The sequence below is a fragment of the Streptococcus sp. HF-100 genome, assembly GCF_015594635.1.
Lineage (GTDB): Bacteria > Bacillota > Bacilli > Lactobacillales > Streptococcaceae > Streptococcus > Streptococcus vaginalis.
Genome location: NZ_JADNQV010000001.1, coordinates 18,950 through 36,978, shown reverse-complemented (window position 1 = coordinate 36,978; position 18,029 = coordinate 18,950). Strand labels below are relative to the sequence as shown.

17 protein-coding genes and 1 riboswitch are annotated in these 18,029 nt (G+C 38.0%); of the genes, 7 read left to right on the top strand and 10 right to left on the bottom strand.

Features of this window, described 5'->3' with window-relative positions; genetic code table 11:
- The first annotated feature begins 55 nt into the window (after positions 1–55).
- A complete protein-coding gene (locus IYQ23_RS00180) occupies positions 56–256 on the top strand; it encodes a 4-oxalocrotonate tautomerase (RefSeq protein ID WP_256381276.1) in 201 nt (66 codons plus the stop codon).
- A gap of 80 nt (positions 257–336) precedes the next feature.
- Here the strand turns inward: IYQ23_RS00180 and IYQ23_RS00175 are convergent, their stop codons facing one another.
- The 6 genes from IYQ23_RS00175 to nox form a co-directional block, all read right to left on the bottom strand.
- Entirely contained in the window at positions 337–1,674 is a 1,338-nt protein-coding gene (locus IYQ23_RS00175) for an MATE family efflux transporter (RefSeq protein ID WP_106384776.1), read from the bottom strand.
- A gap of 99 nt (positions 1,675–1,773) precedes the next feature.
- Positions 1,774–3,039: a nucleobase:cation symporter-2 family protein gene (locus IYQ23_RS00170; RefSeq protein ID WP_195673739.1), complete on the bottom strand. Its 1,266-nt coding sequence runs from the start codon at positions 3,037–3,039 to the stop codon at positions 1,774–1,776.
- Positions 3,039–3,620, bottom strand: coding sequence for a xanthine phosphoribosyltransferase (locus tag IYQ23_RS00165; RefSeq protein ID WP_022525823.1), 582 nt, complete (start codon positions 3,618–3,620; stop codon positions 3,039–3,041). The genes IYQ23_RS00170 and IYQ23_RS00165 overlap by 1 nt, the downstream gene beginning before the upstream one ends.
- A 99-nt stretch (positions 3,621–3,719) precedes the next feature.
- A riboswitch (purine riboswitch) is annotated at positions 3,720–3,815 on the bottom strand.
- Positions 3,811–4,794, bottom strand: coding sequence for a GMP reductase (gene guaC / locus IYQ23_RS00160; protein ID WP_106384777.1), 984 nt, complete (start codon positions 4,792–4,794; stop codon positions 3,811–3,813). Its footprint overlaps the riboswitch before it by 5 nt.
- A 189-nt stretch (positions 4,795–4,983) precedes the next feature.
- The gene (locus tag IYQ23_RS00155) at positions 4,984–6,540 is read right to left on the bottom strand and encodes a ClC family H(+)/Cl(-) exchange transporter (RefSeq protein WP_195673738.1); all 1,557 of its coding nucleotides are present in this window, start codon (positions 6,538–6,540) and stop codon (positions 4,984–4,986) included.
- 145 nt (positions 6,541–6,685) lie between these two features.
- The gene (gene nox, locus IYQ23_RS00150; RefSeq protein ID WP_195673737.1) at positions 6,686–8,059 is read right to left on the bottom strand and encodes a H2O-forming NADH oxidase; all 1,374 of its coding nucleotides are present in this window, start codon (positions 8,057–8,059) and stop codon (positions 6,686–6,688) included.
- Between the two features lie 242 nt (positions 8,060–8,301).
- On the opposite strand from nox, the gene IYQ23_RS00145 reads away from it, so the two are divergent.
- The 6 genes from IYQ23_RS00145 to IYQ23_RS00120 all read left to right on the top strand — a co-directional run bounded on the left by IYQ23_RS00145 (position 8,302) and on the right by IYQ23_RS00120 (position 13,809).
- Entirely contained in the window at positions 8,302–9,231 is a 930-nt protein-coding gene (locus tag IYQ23_RS00145; RefSeq protein WP_195673736.1) for an FAD:protein FMN transferase, read from the top strand.
- Positions 9,232–9,250: 19 nt separating this feature from the next.
- Positions 9,251–9,859 (top strand): NADPH-dependent FMN reductase, encoded by a 609-nt coding sequence (locus IYQ23_RS00140; RefSeq protein ID WP_195672776.1) that lies wholly within the window; start codon positions 9,251–9,253, stop codon positions 9,857–9,859.
- A gap of 18 nt (positions 9,860–9,877) precedes the next feature.
- Positions 9,878–11,122 carry an NAD(P)H-dependent oxidoreductase gene (locus IYQ23_RS00135; RefSeq protein ID WP_106384781.1) on the top strand — a complete coding sequence of 415 codons (1,245 nt, stop codon included), beginning with the start codon at positions 9,878–9,880 and terminating at the stop codon, positions 11,120–11,122.
- A gap of 149 nt (positions 11,123–11,271) precedes the next feature.
- Positions 11,272–12,255 (top strand): ABC transporter ATP-binding protein, encoded by a 984-nt coding sequence (locus tag IYQ23_RS00130; RefSeq protein WP_195673945.1) that lies wholly within the window; start codon positions 11,272–11,274, stop codon positions 12,253–12,255.
- Positions 12,248–13,027, top strand: coding sequence for an ABC transporter permease (locus IYQ23_RS00125; RefSeq protein WP_195673735.1), 780 nt, complete (start codon positions 12,248–12,250; stop codon positions 13,025–13,027). The genes IYQ23_RS00130 and IYQ23_RS00125 overlap by 8 nt, the downstream gene beginning before the upstream one ends.
- A 2-nt stretch (positions 13,028–13,029) precedes the next feature.
- Complete coding sequence (locus IYQ23_RS00120; RefSeq protein ID WP_037597054.1) at positions 13,030–13,809, top strand: ABC transporter permease; 780 nt, start codon at positions 13,030–13,032, stop codon at positions 13,807–13,809.
- A 27-nt stretch (positions 13,810–13,836) separates the two neighbouring features.
- On the opposite strand, the gene IYQ23_RS00115 is transcribed toward IYQ23_RS00120, so the two are convergent.
- The 4 genes from IYQ23_RS00115 to IYQ23_RS00100 are packed head-to-tail and all read right to left on the bottom strand — an operon-like array spanning position 13,837 to position 18,029.
- On the bottom strand, positions 13,837–15,546 hold the full coding sequence (locus IYQ23_RS00115) for a cache domain-containing sensor histidine kinase (RefSeq protein ID WP_195673734.1): 1,710 nt from the start codon (positions 15,544–15,546) through the stop codon (positions 13,837–13,839).
- A complete protein-coding gene (locus IYQ23_RS00110) occupies positions 15,543–16,277 on the bottom strand; it encodes a response regulator transcription factor (RefSeq protein ID WP_195673733.1) in 735 nt (244 codons plus the stop codon). Before IYQ23_RS00110 ends, IYQ23_RS00115 begins: the two co-directional genes overlap by 4 nt.
- Positions 16,278–16,334: 57 nt before the next feature.
- Complete coding sequence (msrB, locus tag IYQ23_RS00105) at positions 16,335–17,453, bottom strand: peptide-methionine (R)-S-oxide reductase MsrB (protein ID WP_117644717.1); 1,119 nt, start codon at positions 17,451–17,453, stop codon at positions 16,335–16,337.
- A 12-nt stretch (positions 17,454–17,465) separates the two neighbouring features.
- Positions 17,466–18,029 carry a redoxin domain-containing protein gene (locus IYQ23_RS00100; RefSeq protein ID WP_195673732.1) on the bottom strand — a complete coding sequence of 188 codons (564 nt, stop codon included), beginning with the start codon at positions 18,027–18,029 and terminating at the stop codon, positions 17,466–17,468.

Below are 18,029 nucleotides of genomic sequence, written 5' to 3'. Positions count from 1 at the left end.
ACCACATTCTGACACGCTTTAAAACCTAATTTGTGATAAAATAAAAATATCAAAAATAAAAAGGAGAAACCACATGCCATTTGTCAGAATTGATTTATTTGAAGGACGCACGTTAGAACAAAAGAAAGCTCTTGCAAAAGAAGTTACTGCTGCTATCGTGAAAAATACTGGCGCGCCACAATCTGCTGTTCATGTCATCATCAACGACATGCCAGAAGGGACTTATTTCCCACAAGGTGAAATGCGTACAAAATAACAAAAAAAAGAATCTTGGATAAAAATCTGAGATTCTTTTTTTTATTCAGAATGATAAATGATGTAGATGCAACATTTAAGCTAATTTCTTTTTTGAATATGATTAAGACGAAGTTGGTATAAAATGCCACTAACGACCAGACTAGAGATTAAACCAATCCAATAAGCAAAGGGACCTAAATTTGTCGTGTGATCCAATAGTAACCCAACTGGTAGCGACACCCCCCAATAGCCAATCAATCCCAAATAAAATGGCACTTTTGTATCCTTATAACCACGTAAAATTCCTTGAAGAGGCGCTGCGAAAGTATCTGCTAATTGAAAAAACAAACTATAAGTTAAGAAAACCGATGTCAGACGAATGAATTCTTTGTTGGTTCCATATAATGAAGCGACTTGATAACGGAAAAGATATAAAAATGTCAGCGTGAAAACAGCGAACCCAAGCGCAGTCAATCTTCCCAAAACACAATATTTTCTGACATAGTCTAGACGCTTTGCGCCAATTTCGTAAGAAACGATAATCGCCATAGCATTAGAAATGCTCATAGGAAAAGCATACATAAGATTGGAAAAACTAATAGCAGATTGGTGGCTGGCAATGATTAACGAAGAAAACTTAGCCATAAGCAAACCTACGACTGAAAATATCACAACTTCTGCAAAGACAGTTCCGCCAATAGGAAAACCGAGACGAATCCCTTCCAGCAACTCTTTTTTGTCTAAAGGACGAATTTTCCATAATTGATATTTTTTTATTCTAGGATGTCTTTTGGCAACTACCACCGAAAGGACTAACAGCACCCAGTAAGCCAATGAAGTCCCTAGCCCCGCTCCTGCTCCGCCCATTTCTGGGAAGCCAAATGCTCCATAAATTAAAATGTAGTTAAAACTGGCATTCAACGGTAGCAAGAGCAACATAAGATACATGGATAATCTTGTCAATCCTAATGCGTCTAATAAAGAGCGTACAACACTAAATAAAAGCAAAGGGATAATACCAAATGCCAAATACCAGAGGTAGTGTATAGAGACTTCTGCTACTAATGGTTCTAATCCAATATTGGACAAAACAAGCGGTGCACCTAGAAAAACGAGCCCAAACAAGAGAAGAGACAAGCCGAGAGATAAATAAATAAACTGATAAAAATCAGAAGCGATTTTTTCTTCCTGTTTTTGTCCTAGATGATGTCCAATAATCGGAACCAAGGCTGAGACAATACCAGTCAAAAAAGTAAAAAACGGACTCCATAAGCTAGTCGCCATTGAAACTCCCGCCAAATGCAACGTATGGTATTGCCCTGTCATGGTTGTATCCACAAACGAGGCTGAAAAATTGGCCAGTTGATAAATCAAAATTGGCAAAAAAATCGAGATAAATAAGGTCATTCTTTCTTTTAAATTGCGAGCTTGGTACATACAATCTCCTCAAACAATACTTTCTCTCTTAACTATACTATAAGCACTTAGAATAGTCAAAAAAGCTAGGAGGAAATCCTCCCAGCCTCTTGCCAAGCTTTATCTCTTCTCACGATTTAAAATAAGATTCAATACAATCGCAATGACGCTCGCCATAACAATTCCATTTGAGAAAAACATTTGCAAGCCAGTTGGCAAACTGTTAAAAAGATTGCTTCCATTTAGGCCGACTCCTGCGGAAATAGATACAGCGGCAATCAAGAAATGGTGTTCATTGTGTTCAAAATCAACTCGTGCTAGCATTTGCATTCCCTGAACAGAAACAAAACCAAACATGACAAGCATAGCACCACCGAGTACAGGACTTGGGATGATTTGTGCCAAAGCTCCGAATTTCGGTACCAATCCTAACAAGACTAAGAATCCTGCTGCATAATAGATTGGGAGCCGTGTTTTAATTCCAGAAAGTTTGACCAAACCAACATTTTGTGAAAATCCTGTATAAGGGAAAGTGTTAAAAATACCGCCAAGAAGCACTGCAAGTCCTTCTGCACGATAACCATTTCGCAGACGAATGCTATCTAACTTTTCGTTTGTAATATCTGAAAGTGCAAAATAAACACCTGTTGATTCTACCAAAGAAACTGTTGCGATAATACACATCATGACGATGGATGAAAGTTCAAACTTAGGTATTCCAAAATAAAACGGTGTCGGAACATGTACAAGAGGAGCTTGAGTTACTGGCGCAAAATCTACTAAGCCCATAAAGCTGGCAATAATCGTTCCAATAATTAAGCCAATCAGAATGGAAATGGATTTTAGAAAGCCTTTCGCAAAGATATTTACTAACAGTATAATTAAAATCGTGACAACAGCCAACAGCAAACTTTGTGCAGTTGGTTTTTCACTATTATTTCCCATATTGCCAATCGCAACAGGAATAAGTGTCAAACCAATAGTTGTAATCACTGAGCCCGTCACAATTGGTGGAAAGAAATTAGCAATTTTAGAAAAAATGCCTGCAATCAAAAGAACGTAGACACCGGAAACGATAAGCGCTCCAAACATGGCTCCGCTTCCATGTTTTTGACCAATCATAATCAGAGGTGCAACCGATTGAAAAGCAACTCCAAGTACGACTGGCAAGCCAATGCCAAAATATTTATTGAGTTGCAATTGCAAAAACGTTGCCACACCACACATAAAAATATCTGTGGAGATGAGATAGGTCAACTGTTGGCTCGAATAACCTAGCGCACCAGCAATCATAATGGGTACAAGGATTGACCCAGAGTACATTGCTAATAAGTGCTGCAAACCTAAGACAGCTGCCTGTGAATGTTTTTCTTCTTTCAGTTCCATTATGCATCAGCCTCCATAAATACAACTTTTCCATTTTCAAATTTTTGAATACGAGCCAAAGAAACAACTTTTCGCTTATCTTCTTCTAGCAACTTTCTTCCTTCTTGGAATGATTTTTCAATCACAATACCAATCGCTTCCACATGGGCACCTGATTGTTCAATGATATTAACAAGCCCTTTAGCTGCTTGCCCATTTGCTAGAAAATCATCGATAATAAGCACTTTATCATGATAATTTAAAAATTTCCCTGCAATTGAGACCGTACTTGTCACTTGTTTGGTAAAAGAATAGACCTCTGTCGTCAAAATATCTTCCGTCATAGTAATGTTTTTTGACTTTTTCGCAAAAATCATCGGAACGCCCAATGCTTCTGCTGTATAAATAGCAGGTGCGATGCCAGATGCTTCAATTGTCACAACTTTTGTAATACCAGCCGAGCGAAAATAGGTTGCAAACACTTTACCAATTTCTTTCATCAAGTTGAAATCGACTTGGTGAGTCAGAAATGAATCCACTTTTAAAATATTTTCTCCTAAAACATTTCCATCTTTTAGGATACGTTCTTCTAATAATTTCATAAAATCTCCTTTTAGAAAAAACAAAAGGCTTGCCAAAAGCAAGCCTAAAACAATTGGTTACCCAACTGAATACAAAATTCCTTGCTAAAAACATAGCAGGAAAGTTGAAGACTTACTTATTGTTAGACATTAGGTGCCTTGTAGAAACATTACGCCAAATTCGTAATATAAATAAGTAATTATTTTATTGTTAATGCGCATCACCGTTCCAAATGGAATTTTTCACAATGACATAATCTACGTGCTTAAGACCAGCTAAGTCTCTTCCGCCAGCATAGGAAATGGCACTTTGCAAATCTTGCTCCATTTCAACCAAAGTGTCAGCTAAATGTCCTTTAACTGGTAAAAGAATTTTCTTTCCTTCCACATTCTTATACGTGCCCTTTTGGTACTCTGAAGCCGAACCATAATACTCTTTGAATTGTTCACCGTCTACTTCGACCGTTTGACCTGGGCTTTCGATATGACCTGCGAATAGGGAACCAATCATCACCATGGTAGCACCAAAGCGAATAGATTTGGCAATGTCGCCATGCGTACGAATACCACCGTCCGCAATAATTGGTTTGCGAGCAGCTTTTGCACACCAACGAAGAGCCGCTAATTGCCAGCCACCTGTACCAAAACCAGTTTTTACTTTTGTGATACAAACTTTCCCTGGCCCAATACCAACTTTGGTTGCATCTGCTCCAGCATTTTCCAGCTCACGAACAGCTTCTGGTGTCCCGACATTTCCTGCAATCACGAAAGTATCAGGGAGTTCTTTTTTGATGTGCTGAATCATATCAATCACACTATCTGAATGCCCATGCGCAATATCAATCGTGATATATTCTGGTGCATCTTCTTTCAACTGGCTAACAAAATCATATTCATAATTTTTCACACCAACTGAAATAGACGCAATCAGTCCTTGCTCATGCATGCGCTTGATGAAAGGAATGCGGCCAGCTTCGTCAAAACGGTGCATGATGTAGAAATAGCCACTTTTCGCCAATTTTTCTGCTACATCTTCATCCAGAATTGTTTGCATATTAGCTGGAACAACAGGAAGTTTGAAGGTGTGTTTCCCAAAAGTAACGGTCGTATCTGCTTCTGAGCGACTTTTGATAATACATTTATTCGGAATCAATTGGATATCTTCATAGTCAAAAATAGGAAATTCGTTCAGCATGTCATTCTCCTTTAATCTTACGCTAAAAATGACCTACCTATGCTTTCGCATCGCTACGCCTTTCCTGACGTTTCCTTTAGTATTATAACACAAGGTACAGAAATTACAATATAATGACTTATAATATTTTTTATCGTTCGGAAATTGCGAGTTGTTCTTTCAGATTCTAAAAAAAGAGGTCTCCCTCTTTTACAAGAGTAAATCTTTAATGCGTCCAATATCTGATTTTTTCAATACCACATAAATCATATCTCCTAGATACAGGCGCGTGCTGCCATTCACTGTTTGGTTCTTTCCGTTGTGGTGTTGCATGGTAATTAGAATATCTCTTGGTAATTCCAACTCATGAACTTGCTTACCCGCTATTTTTTCAGAGACTGGAATTTCGATAAGGGTTGTCTCGCCCTCATCTACCACGTTATCTGGTAGCATTCGCTCTAGCATAGCTTCATACACGGGTGCTCCGCCCAATAAATCCATTACAACGTATGCCACTAAAGTCACTAAACCAAGAGGCATGAGGTTTCGTATATCACCAACCATCTCAGTCACCAAGATAATTGCTGTCAATGGAGCTTTAGAAATTGCACCAAAGTAACCGCTCATACCTAAAATAATAAAAATAGGAAATTGCTCTTGTGTTGCAAAGCCTAATTGCACACAAACGACACCAACAATTGCTCCCAAAAGAGAGCCAAGAGCTAAAATGGGGAGAAAAATACCACCAGGAAGCCCACTACCATAACTAATCATACTCCAGATAAAGCGAATAACGAAAAACATCACTAATGTTAATAGCAGATAGTGTTGACTGGTTAAAGAGAGAACCAGTTGATTGCCACCGCCTAAAAGCTGTGGAAGGAAATATCCTACTGGCAAAATGAAAATAAAAGCTATAATAGGATAATATTGCGGAGAAAGGTGCAAAACTTCTCCAATCATATCATAAATGCGAGGCATAGCTAGAACTACTTTTTCATATAAAAATCCTGAAAAACCAAGAAAAATTCCTAACAACAAATAAAGCCAGTATTGCCCTAGTCCCATCAGAGGAATATTATCTGGCATATTTAATACAGGGGTCATTCCAAAAATCATAAGTGAAACAAAATTTGCCGTTAAACTTGCCGCCAAAGACGAGACCCAAAAGAAACGCGAAAAATGATGATAGACTTCCTCAATAACAAACAGTAAACCCGCAATCGGAGCATTAAAAGCTGCTGCCAGCCCTGCTGCCGCTCCACTAGCAATCAAAGAACGCTCTTCCACAGGGCTTAAATGAAGATGTTTGGCAATTCCCTTTCCACCCATTGCTCCCAGCTGGATACTTGGGCCTTCACGTCCTAACATTAAGCCACTTGCAATGGCTAAAACACCTAGAATATACTTTTTCCAGAGGACACTCCACCATGACAAGCTCATCAGTCCTTTCAGCTCTGCTTCCACTTGCGGAATTCCAGAACCTTTAATATTCTTTTCTGAAAGCGTTAATTTTGCACTAATCCAAATGACACAAGCATAAAACAGCAGAATGAAAACAAACCAAATGGTATTGCCATGACCTTGTTGATAGAAATGTTGAACAATATGAAATCCCTTTTCAATCAAAAAACGAAAAGAACCAACAATTGCACCCACGATAATCCCGACTAAAATTCCTCTTGAAACTTGCAGAATAATCGAACTAGATGTAAATGCGAATTCTTTCTTAGTATTTGATACTCCTTTTTCTGTCTGAACAGACATCATTGCCTCCCGAATATTTTCTCTTTCCATTTTAGCATAATTTTTCATTTTTTTTGCTTGCGGAAATTGTTTTGGAGAATGAAATCTAGATAAAAAATCAAACCAGCCTCATACGAAACTGGTTTGTAAACTCAAGATCTTGCTCTTATTTTTCAGCTGTTAATGCTGCCATCGTGATGTAATTATAAGGTTTGTTGAAGTGTGGCAGGAAGAAAATATCTGTCAATGCCAATTTATCAATGGTCACTTTTTCTTGGATTGCGAGTGAGAAGAGATGAATACCCATTGAGATATCTTCGTGCGAAGCCATTTGTGCTCCAAGGATGACACGTGTATCTTTATCAAATACGATACGAATAGCTACTTCATGGTTGTTGTGTTTGATAAATTCTGGCTTTTGAAGGTCGTTGAAGCCTGTTTCAACTGCGTTATAACCCGCAGCTTTTGCTTTTTCCAATGTCAAACCAGTTGAAACCATTTTAAGGTCGTAGATGTTGATACCGTTTGAGCCTTGCACACCAATGCCTTCTAATTCATGACCAGTTGCGTTGTAAGCTCCGACGATACCTGAACGAACAGCGTTTGAAGCAAGTGCAATGTAGCTCATTTTACCAAGAGAATTGTCATAAATCGTTGCGCAGTCACCAACTGCGTAAACTCCCGGAATGCTTGTTTCTTGTTTTTTATCAACAAGGAATGCACCATTACGGAAAAGTTCAATCTTGCCAGCGCCAAGGGCAGTGTTCGGTCGGAAGCCAACAGCCATAATGACCATGTCAACATCAAACGTTTCTTTATCCGTTACAATCCGTTCAACTTTGCCTTCACCTTCAACCGCTTGCACAGTTTGACCATAGGCAAGTGTAATGCCATGATCTGCCAAGTTTTGACTCATCAAATCAGACAATTCACGGTCGTAGTAACCAGCAAGGCAAGTATCTGCAACGTCAATCAAGATTACTTCTTTTCCAAGGCGTTCAAAAGCTTCTGCGAGTTCAACACCAATGTAGCCAGCTCCAACAACAGCAACGCGATTGATGCCTTCGTTGTTTTTCAGCTTTTCAATCACTTCAGCAGAGTTTTGATACAATTTTACAAACTGAACGTTTTCCAGAGTCGCTTTAAATCCACGATTTCCTTTTACAAGTTCGACACCTTTGATTGGCGGGATAATTGGTTGTGAACCAGTCGCAAAAATCAATTTGTCATAAGATTCAAGATGTTCCTGACCATTTACAAGTGCGATCACTTCTTTTTTGTCATAATCAACTGACAAAACAGGACTTTCCATATAAACTTTTGCACCTTTTGCTTCAAGTTTTTCTTTATCTGAATAGAACAATCCTTCTGGGCCGTCAATTTGCTTACCAATCCAAAGCGCCATTCCGCATCCTAAGAAGGAAATGTTTGAATTTTGGTCAAACACCACAACTTCGTTTTCATTTCCGAAGTTGTCTAATATCGTATTGATACAAGCTGTACCAGCATGGTTGGCACCAATAACAACAATTTTACTCATAGAGCAATTCCTACCTTAATTTTTAATTTACTAAAACATTATAACATTACGTGTTAGCGTTTACAATATATTTGCTCATAAAACTGAAAAATATTACATTTTCTATCAATTTAAAAGAACTTTTCATGAATGATTTCATTCCTAATCTCAATGTATTCAAATTTTAGAAAAAAATTTGTGAAAACGTTATCTATCTGTTATAATAGACATGTATTTTTATTGATAGAAGGGATGTGATACTGGTGGAGTTTAGCTCTCGTTCCATTCATTTAATGGGTACGACAATTACGATTTCAATTCTTCATCCTCAAGCTGACTCGTTGCTTGACGAAGTTGTCCATCTCCTTTTTCTGTATGAAAAACGCTTTAGTGCAAACGATGATACTTCTGAATTGATGCAAATCAATCATCAAGCTGGACAACAATGGGTTCAGGTGCATGAGGATTTGTTTGAGCTTATTGAGTTAGGAAAACGGCATAGTTTAGCTCAAAATAGTCATTTAAACATTACTATCGGTCCACTTGTTCAAACATGGCGAATTGGTTTTCCAGATGCAAAAATTCCTAATCCAGAGGAAATAAAACATTGTCTTTCTTTGATAGATCCCGCTTCTATCAAACTAGCCCCCACTTCTTCTAGTGTTTTTTTAGCAAAAGAAGGAATGAAAATTGACCTTGGAGCACTTGCAAAAGGCTATATTGCTGATAAAGTGATGGAGTTCTTAAAAAATAAAGGCGTGACTTCTGCTCTCATCAATCTAGGCGGGAATGTATTAACCCTAGGAATCAACCAAGTTTCTAAGCGTCCTTGGCGGATTGGAATCCAGCATCCCAAATTAACCCGCGGGAATAATCTGGCTGTTCTTCCTATCGTAAATCAATCCGTTGTGACTTCAGGAATTTATGAGCGAACCCTTGAAAAACAAGGACATTCCTATCACCATATTCTTGATAGCAAGACAGGCTATCCTGTGGAGACAGATGTCGCTAGTTTAACGATCGTGTCTAATCGCTCTGTAGACGGTGAAATTTGGACAACCCGATTATTTGGCGAAAGCCCATCGTCTATTCTAGAACAAGTTGAAAAAGAAGAACAGATTGAAGCGTTAGGTATTACAAAAGACGATCAATTATTCTATTCTTCTGGTTTAAAACCAGAATTGCTATTTTAATATCGGAAAGGAAATAATTATGTTAAAACTCATCGGTTTAGTTGGCACAAATTCAAAACGTTCCACTAATCGCCAACTATTACAATATATGCAAAAACATTTTGCGGATAAAGCAGAAATTGAACTGGTGGAAATCAAAGATATCCCCATTTTCAATAAACCCGCAGACAAAAAACTTCCAGCTATTGTAACGGAAATCGCTGAAAAAATAGAAGCCGCTGACGGGGTCATTATCGGAACGCCTGAATACGACCACTCTATTCCAGCTTCGCTCATGAGTGCTCTGGCTTGGTTATCTTACGGCCTTTATCCACTGCTCAATAAACCAGTGATGATTACAGGCGCCTCTTATGGAACATTGGGGTCATCTCGTGCACAGTTACAGCTTCGCCAGATTTTGGATGCCCCTGAGTTGAAAGCTTCCGTCATGCCTGGCTCTGAATTTTTGCTGTCGCACTCTCTGCAGGCATTTGATAAAGATGGCAATCTCATCGACCTTGAAACCATTCAGAAATTAGATGCACTCTTTGATGATTTCCGCCTTTTTGTGAAAATTACCGAGAAACTATCCAGCGCGCAGGAATTATTGCACAAAGAAGCTGAAAACTTCGACTGGGAAAACTTGTAAGTAAAGGAGAATGACGCAATGAAATTTGTAGGAATTGTAGGCTCAAATGCAGAGCAATCGTATAATCGTAAATTACTGGAATTTATCAGAAGACATTTTAAACTAAAATTTGAATTGGAAGTCTTGGAAATTGATGAAGTTCCGATGTTTAATCAAGACGAAAAATGGGACGAATCTTTCCAGCTTCGCCTCCTATACAACAAAATTACCCGTGCAGACGGAGTCATTATCGCAACACCTGAGCACAACCATACCATTACCGCCGCTCTGAAAAGCGTGCTTGAGTGGCTGTCATTTGAAGTTCATCCATTTGAAAACAAGCCTGTCATGATTGTGGGCGCTTCTTACTACGATCAAGGAACTTCACGCGCACAGGTCCATTTACGCAAAATTCTCGACGCACCAGGTGTCAATGCTTATACTCTTCCCGGAAATGAATTTCTGCTTGGAAAAGCCAAAGAAGCCTTTGACGATGAGGGAAATATTACCAACGAAGGAACCGTCAAATTCCTTGAAACCTGCTTGGATAATTTTATGAAATATGTAGAGGTCGTTTCAAAATTGAAAAAACCAAAACCAATTGAACCAGAAAATTTAGATGTTACCAAACCTATCGCAACAACGATTCAAGGCATTGACCCAGATGATCCTGAATGGGTTGAAAAAGCCGCTGCCATGGTGGGCGCTGTCTCAGGAGATACCTATGTAAAACTAGACCACGGTATTTTAACGGTGGATCAGATTAATATGTTCTTGAAATCCATGCCTTTTGAACTGACTTACGCCGATGACAACAACCAATTCCTCTACTACAACAATGCACATCAAGACCCTGATACCATGCTGGCAAAACGTGTACCATCTCAGTCAGGAAACCGCCTATCAACGGTTCACAATTCACTTCCGGCTGGCAGAATGAAAAATGTAGAGTGGGTGGTCGGAACCTTGCGTAACGGCAATCAAGAATATGTCCGCACCCTGATTCCAAATCCGTATTCACCAGTTTTAAATACACACAATTATCAGGCCATGTACTATCCAGACGGCTCTTACGCTGGGATCAATGAAATTGTCTTTAATTTCAGACCATGGCTGGAATGGTACTTGGAAACAACTGGTCAGCAGCTAGTTGGCGGAAGCGGTCCATTCGCTCCTGCAGGAGGACAGGCTAAAGCTGATGCAACTTCCGGTGCTTCGGATACAGGTAGTCACAGCGAGAGTACGAGTGAGGCAGATGCTACTTCTGCTGCTTCCAGTCATTGATCTAAAGAAATCAAAGAAAAGGTTGAGCAATTTTGTCTCATCCTTTTTTCTGTGTAAAAGATCATTCCATAAGATTCACTTGCACAGATTTCGTGAACTTGTTATAATAATGAATATACGCAAACGTTTTCTGCCACAAGGAGATAATGATGATTGAAGCAAATCAATTATATAAGACATATAGTATTGTCGAGAAAGAATTAGGCCTTAAAGGTTCTATCAAAGCCTTTTTTCACCCTAAGAAAAAACAAATTCACGCTGTACAGAATATTTCATTAACGGTTCAAAAAGGTGAAATTGTTGGTTATATTGGTTCGAATGGAAGCGGAAAGTCCACGACTATAAAAATGCTGACGGGTGTTCTTTATCCAGATCGAGGCAGTGTTAAAATTAATGGACTCATCCCACAGAAACATCGGACAGCAGTCAATAAGCAAATTGGCGTTTTGTTTGGACAAAAATCACATTTACGTTGGGATATTCCTGTGCTGGAATCTTTTATTTTGCATGCGAAAATCTATGACGTTTCTGATAAAGTTTTTAAGGAACGCTTGGGGCAATTAATTGACCTGTTGCAGCTAGGAGATTTTATTCACCAGCCTGTTCGTAATCTTTCGCTCGGGCAACGAGTTCGCTGCGAATTTGCTGCTATATTCATTCATCAACCTGCCGTTGTTTTCTTGGATGAACCTACAATCGGTCTTGATGCCAGTGTAAAAGAAACCATCCGCTCTTTCATTCGCTTTATGAATAAAGAGTATCAGACAACTTTCCTCATTACGTCTCATGATATGCAGGATATTGAGTCGCTCTGCGAACGAATTTTCATTATTGATAAGGGCAAAAAGGTTTATGATGGAAGTCTGACGAAATTAAGAGAAAAATTTTCAACAGTTAAAACCATTTCTTTCAAAACGCAAACGCCAATAGAAGAGCTATTCCAAATCAATGGTTTTCGTTTTGAGAAAATTGACTCTTATCATTTCAATATTCATTATCAGACGGATATTTATACTAATGCCCAAGTTATCAATCAGATTTTTGATCATTATTCAATCGAAGACCTAGCTATCAAAGAATTGACAATTGAAAATATCGTCAAACAAATTTATGAGGAGGGGCTTGATGAGTAAATATATCCATATCACACGATTAGCTCTTATTACGCAACTTCAATATAAATCTTTCTTTGTCGCGACCCTGATTCGTACTTTCATACAAGTTCTTGTCTCTATTTTTGTTTGGAAAACTATTTTTTTCACTCAATCTCACGTTAATGGTTATACTTTAGAAACGTTCACTACCTATATTATCTTCGCAAATCTACTAGGAAATCTAAATAGTTTTAGTATTGGACGGGATCTATCTCTGATGATTGTAGATGGGAATATTACTGGTGAGCTACTCTATCCTTATTCCCTCATTACTTCTCTCTTTTTCCAAGACTTTGCTGTCAAAATCGTTGAAATTATCAAATTCATTCCAATTTTATTAGTTATCCCTTTGCTTCAAGGACAGCTTTATCTTCCAAATTGGCAGACAGGCTTGCTTTTCCTATTTTCTAGTTTATTAGGAATGTTTATCATCCTCCTGTTAGATTTAGGATTTAGCTTAACAGCCTTCTTCACGGCAAATACATGGGGAATATTGATTCTCAGAAACGGGCTTTTTTCACTCGCTTCAGGAGCGCTTTTGCCACTAAGTTTTTATCCAGAAAATATTGCAAACATTTTGAAACTATTACCTTATAGCTTTGCTGTTAATTTTCCGGTCAATATCCTTTTGAAAAGACAGGTTAATTTTGATCTCTTCTGGATTCAATTGGCTTGGATTCCGATACTTTCAGCTTTCATTGCTTTTCTTTGGTATCAAGCTAAACGTCGTTTAGTCATTTTAGGAGGTTGAAGATGAAATACATCAACATTTATTTTTATAACCTCAAAGCTTACTTGATTGCTAGTATGTCTTATAGGATGGACTTCTTTATTGGACTTATTTCTTCTTTGATTGAACAGATTGTTTATTTAATCTTTTTAAATGTATTATTTGCAAATATCAAGGAAATTGCCGGATTCAACTATGGACAAATGCTATTTATTTATGGAATGGCAACTATCGGACGTTCAGTTCACCTGATTTTCTTTGACAATCTTTGGATGTTTGGAAGCCGCTATATTCGCAAAGGTGAGTTTGAACGCCTACTTATCATGCCCATCAATCCTCTTTTTCAGCTAATTTGTGAACGCGTGCAGCTACAAGGATTTGGCACAACACTAATGGGAGCTATTGCAACTTATCAAGCCTATCATTTACTCGGACTGCACTGGAACATTTTTCATCTACTTCTCTTTGTCTTTATCTGTATTTGTATTGGTTTACTCTATGCTGCTATTCAATTAGGACCTACTGCTCTTGCTTTTTGGATTGTCGAATCTTTCCCTATCACAATGGGGATTTTCTCCCTCAATCAAATGGCACAATACCCTATCAAAATTTACCCAACCTTTATCCAATTGATACTAATTTTTGTATTTCCTTATGCTTTTACTTCTTTTTTTCCAGCTCTTTATTTTTTAAATCTAAGCTGGATTGGTTTGCTACTTCCTTTAGTCCTACTTGTTATTTTTACTATCAACTACGCTCTATTCAAATACGGCATGAAAAAATTCTCCAGTGTTGGGAATTAAATATTAAAAACCAACTGAAATCTTTCATCAGTTGGTTTTATTTGCCCTTGGAAAATAGAGACGAATCTCCGTATAAGTATTTTCTTCAGATTGAATGTCCATGTGATAGGATTTACCAAATTGTAATTGCAAACGCTGATTAACATTCTTCAAACCGACACCACCCAAGCGAACGAGTGTAGCATTTGTAGTTTCGCTGGCGACAAAGCCACGACCATTGTCATAAATTGAAACGATGAGCTGCGTGTCATTTTCAGAGACGCTAACTCGAATCCTCCCTTGACGATTCATTTCTTTGATACCATGGTAAATGGCGTTCTCAACCAAAGGCTGCAAAATCAACTTTGGAATTTTGTAGTCATTATATTGCTTCAACTCTTTAATTTCATATTGCAATTTCTCACCATAGCGCTGTTTTTGAATAAAGAGATACTGACGCACGTGATCAATTTCATCTTTAAGAGAAATTTGTTCATGTCCTTGGTTCAAAGCTAAACGGAAATACTTAGCCAGTGATTTTGTGACTTCTACCACACGCTTGCTGTCATTAAATTCTGCCATCCATACAATTGTATCTAACGTATTGTAAAGAAAATGCGGGTTGATTTGGCTGGAAAGCGCCTGCAATTCATATCTTCTGACATTTTGTTCCTCTTCTTTGACTGCAATCATCAATTGATCAATCCGGTCTAACATAATATTAAATTGTCTTGCCAAATCAACTAATTCAGGAGAGCCGGTTTCATTAGCCCTCAAATCTGAATGCCCACTTCCAACCTTTAAAATGGTTGCTTGCAAATCTCGCAAAGGCTTAATCCAAAGCCGAAGCACAAACCAGATCCCTATTAGACAAACCCCCAAAGCAAACAGACCTGTTCCAATAAAAGACCACAAAATCTGCGTTTGAACTGCATGCAATTGTTCCATTGAAGAAACCCCAATCAATGTCCAACCACTATTTGGAATTTGATATTGAGATACATAAGCTTGTTTTGATTTGACATATCCATTTTTTACAGAAAGATAAGGCGCCATCGCTTTCATTTCAGCGTGAGAAGAATAAACTGCTTTTTTAGGATGATAGACAAAGTCATGATTGGCATCGACGATAAAGGTAAATCCTTCTTTTCCTAACTGTAGTTGATCTAAATAAGCTTCCAACGTCTTGTATCCAATATCTAAGCGAACAACCCCTAGATTTTTACCATCTTTATCTACAACTTCCTGCATGATTGAAATCACCCATTTTTCACCAGTTGTATGACTGACGGTTCTTCGTGCTGGTGTCAAAATCGGCATAGAACCTTTATGGATAGCATCCTGATACCATTTTTCTTTCATCATATCAGCGGATGTCTTCATGGTTAATTCAGGATCTGTTGATATGAGATTCCCGTCTTTTGTTACCAAAATAGCAGATACCAAATCCGAATCTGTTTTTAAAATCGTTGCGAATAATTGCCAAAGTTGTTCAGCGTTTTCTTGGCTTGGTATTTGTGCGTATGTCTTTATTTTCTCATTTTCAGCCAAACTACTCGTTGTCTGTTTAACTTTTTGTAAATAAGAAGTGATAAACTGACCACTTTGCTGAATGGTCTTGCGTGTATTTTGCTCAGTTGTCTGGCGAATAGCAACCGAACTAGTCTGATAATAAATCCCACCGACAATTCCCAAAAGAGCTAATATCATAATAAAAACATAAATCACTAACTGAATTAGGAGCGAATATCGTTTCATTGCCCTTCTCCTCGTTTAAATTGCCGCGGTGTTACTCCAACGACTTGCTTGAAGCGTTGAGAAAAATAGTTCATATCTTCAAAGCCTACCTGCTCTGCAATTTCATAAACCTTCAAGTCAGTTGTCAAAAGCAGTAATTTTGCTTTCTTCATCCGTTCTTGAATTAAGTAATCCTGAAATGGCAAGCCCAGCTCTTTTTTGATGAGAACACTCAAATAAGACGAACTAAACCCGAGTTGAAAAGCGAGTGATTTAAGAGATAATTCTGTATCGGTCAAACGATCATGAATTGCTTGTTCTAAATCAGAAAATTCTGCTTGCTCAACCAGTTCATGAACTTGATGCTGCTTTCGCTCCTTGTCCAATTTCTCTTTGACTTTAAACAACATCGTTTCCACATCTTCCCGCGAAAACGGCTTTAGTAAATAATCGTCAGCACCTAATTTTACTGCTGATAAAGCGTAATCGAAGTCATCATAGCCCGTTAAAAAGATAATATGAACAGAAGGATATTGTTCTTTGACTAATTGAGCTAGTTTAATCCCGTTTATATGTGGCATATTGATGTCTGTCAAGACAATATCAGGCTGTGCAAGCTGTATCTTTTCCCAAGCATCCAAGCCATTTTCAGCCTCACCCATGACTTCCATATCAAATGTTTCAAAATCTACTAAAGACGAAATACCTTGCCGAACAAGGTATTCATCTTCTACAATCATAATTGAATACACTAGCGCACCCCTATTATTTATTAAACTCATTATAGCAAATTTCTGTGAAAATTGCTGTTACACATAGTTTAATAAATAACCGTAGCCTTTACTTTCCATTTGGTCTTTCGGAATGAAATGAATGGCTAAACTGTTGATACAGTAGCGAAGTCCGCCCTTATCTTTTGGTCCGTCCGTAAAGACATGACCAAGATGTGAATTTCCAATACGGCTTCTAACTTCCGTCCGTGTCATATTAAAACTATGATCTTCCTTATAAGTTGCGACATCTGGGCTGATTGGACGGGTGAAGCTAGGCCAGCCACAACCAGACTCAAATTTATCTTTGGAAGAGAAAAGTGGCTCACCTGTTACAACATCTACATAAATACCTGCATCAAACTTATCCCAATAGCGATTAGAAAAAGCACGCTCAGTATCATTTTTTTGTGTTACAGCATATTCTTCATCAGATAGTTTCTTTTTAATCTCTGCATCACTAGGCTTTTTATATTTGGAAGCATCAATAACTGGATAAGAAGCCTGCTTAACATTGATATGGCAATAGCCATTTGGATTTTTCTTTAAATAATCTTGGTGGTACTCTTCAGCCTTAATAAAATGTTTTAATGGTTGTTTTTCGACCGCCAATGGCTCTTTAAATTTTTCTTTCTGCTCGTCAAAGACTTTGTTAATCGTTTCTACATCAGCCTGATCTTTATAATACACGCCTGTACGATATTGCACTCCACGATCATTGCCTTGCTTATTTTTGCTGGTTGGATCGATAATTCTAAAGTAATGTAGCAAGATTTCTCTTAAAGAGATTTTATTGGCATCATAGGTTACATGAACCGTTTCTGCATGTTTTGTCTGCGAGATTAGTTCGTATTTCGTGGTTTCGCTAGTGCCATTAGCATAACCAGAGACTGCGTCAACCACTCCATCTACACGCGAAAAATATTCTTCTACACCCCAGAAACAGCCTCCTGCCAAATAGATATGCTTTAAATTTGCATTTTTCAGGTCCGCTTTCTTTTGCTTGACCGGTTCAGCCTGGCTAACAGCTGCTTCTTTAATCTGATTAATAGCAGATTGATTTTTAAGGGTTGGCATCATGCGACTTCCTAGCACAAATAAACCTAAAACCAGCAGGACTGCTCCACCAAATAATAACCATTTCATTTTATGATCCATCATCCTCCCCTCCTATTTAAGGCTTTTAAGAGTTGATTCAATTTCTGCTTTTTTAATAAGTCCAGGACGAGTTTTTACCAATTTTCCATCGCTTCCAATAAATGCAGCTGTCGGATAAGAACGAACACCATATTGTTCCAATAGTTTACCACTAGGATCTAGTAAAACAGGTAAATGTTTATAATTTAATTTCTCATACCAGTTTTTAAAATCTGCTTCAGATTTTTCACCAACATGCCCCGGTGAAACAACCGTCAAAACTACATAGTCTTTCCCAGCATTTTTAGCTAACTCATCAGTATCCTTTAATGTAGATAAGCAGATAGAACACCAAGATGCCCAAAATTTGAGATAAACTTTCTTTCCTTTGAAATCTGACAATTTATAAGTTTTCCCGTCAACTCCTTTTAGTTCAAAATCAGGAGCTGCTTCGCCTTGATTCAACTTTGTAGCTGTCGTTTTATTTGTAAATTGTCCGTGTCCAGACTTAGTTCCACTAGCTGATTTTTGATTTCCACAGGCACCCAACAGAGCAATACAAACAAGACCTGTGATGACTAACATTGTTTTTTTCAT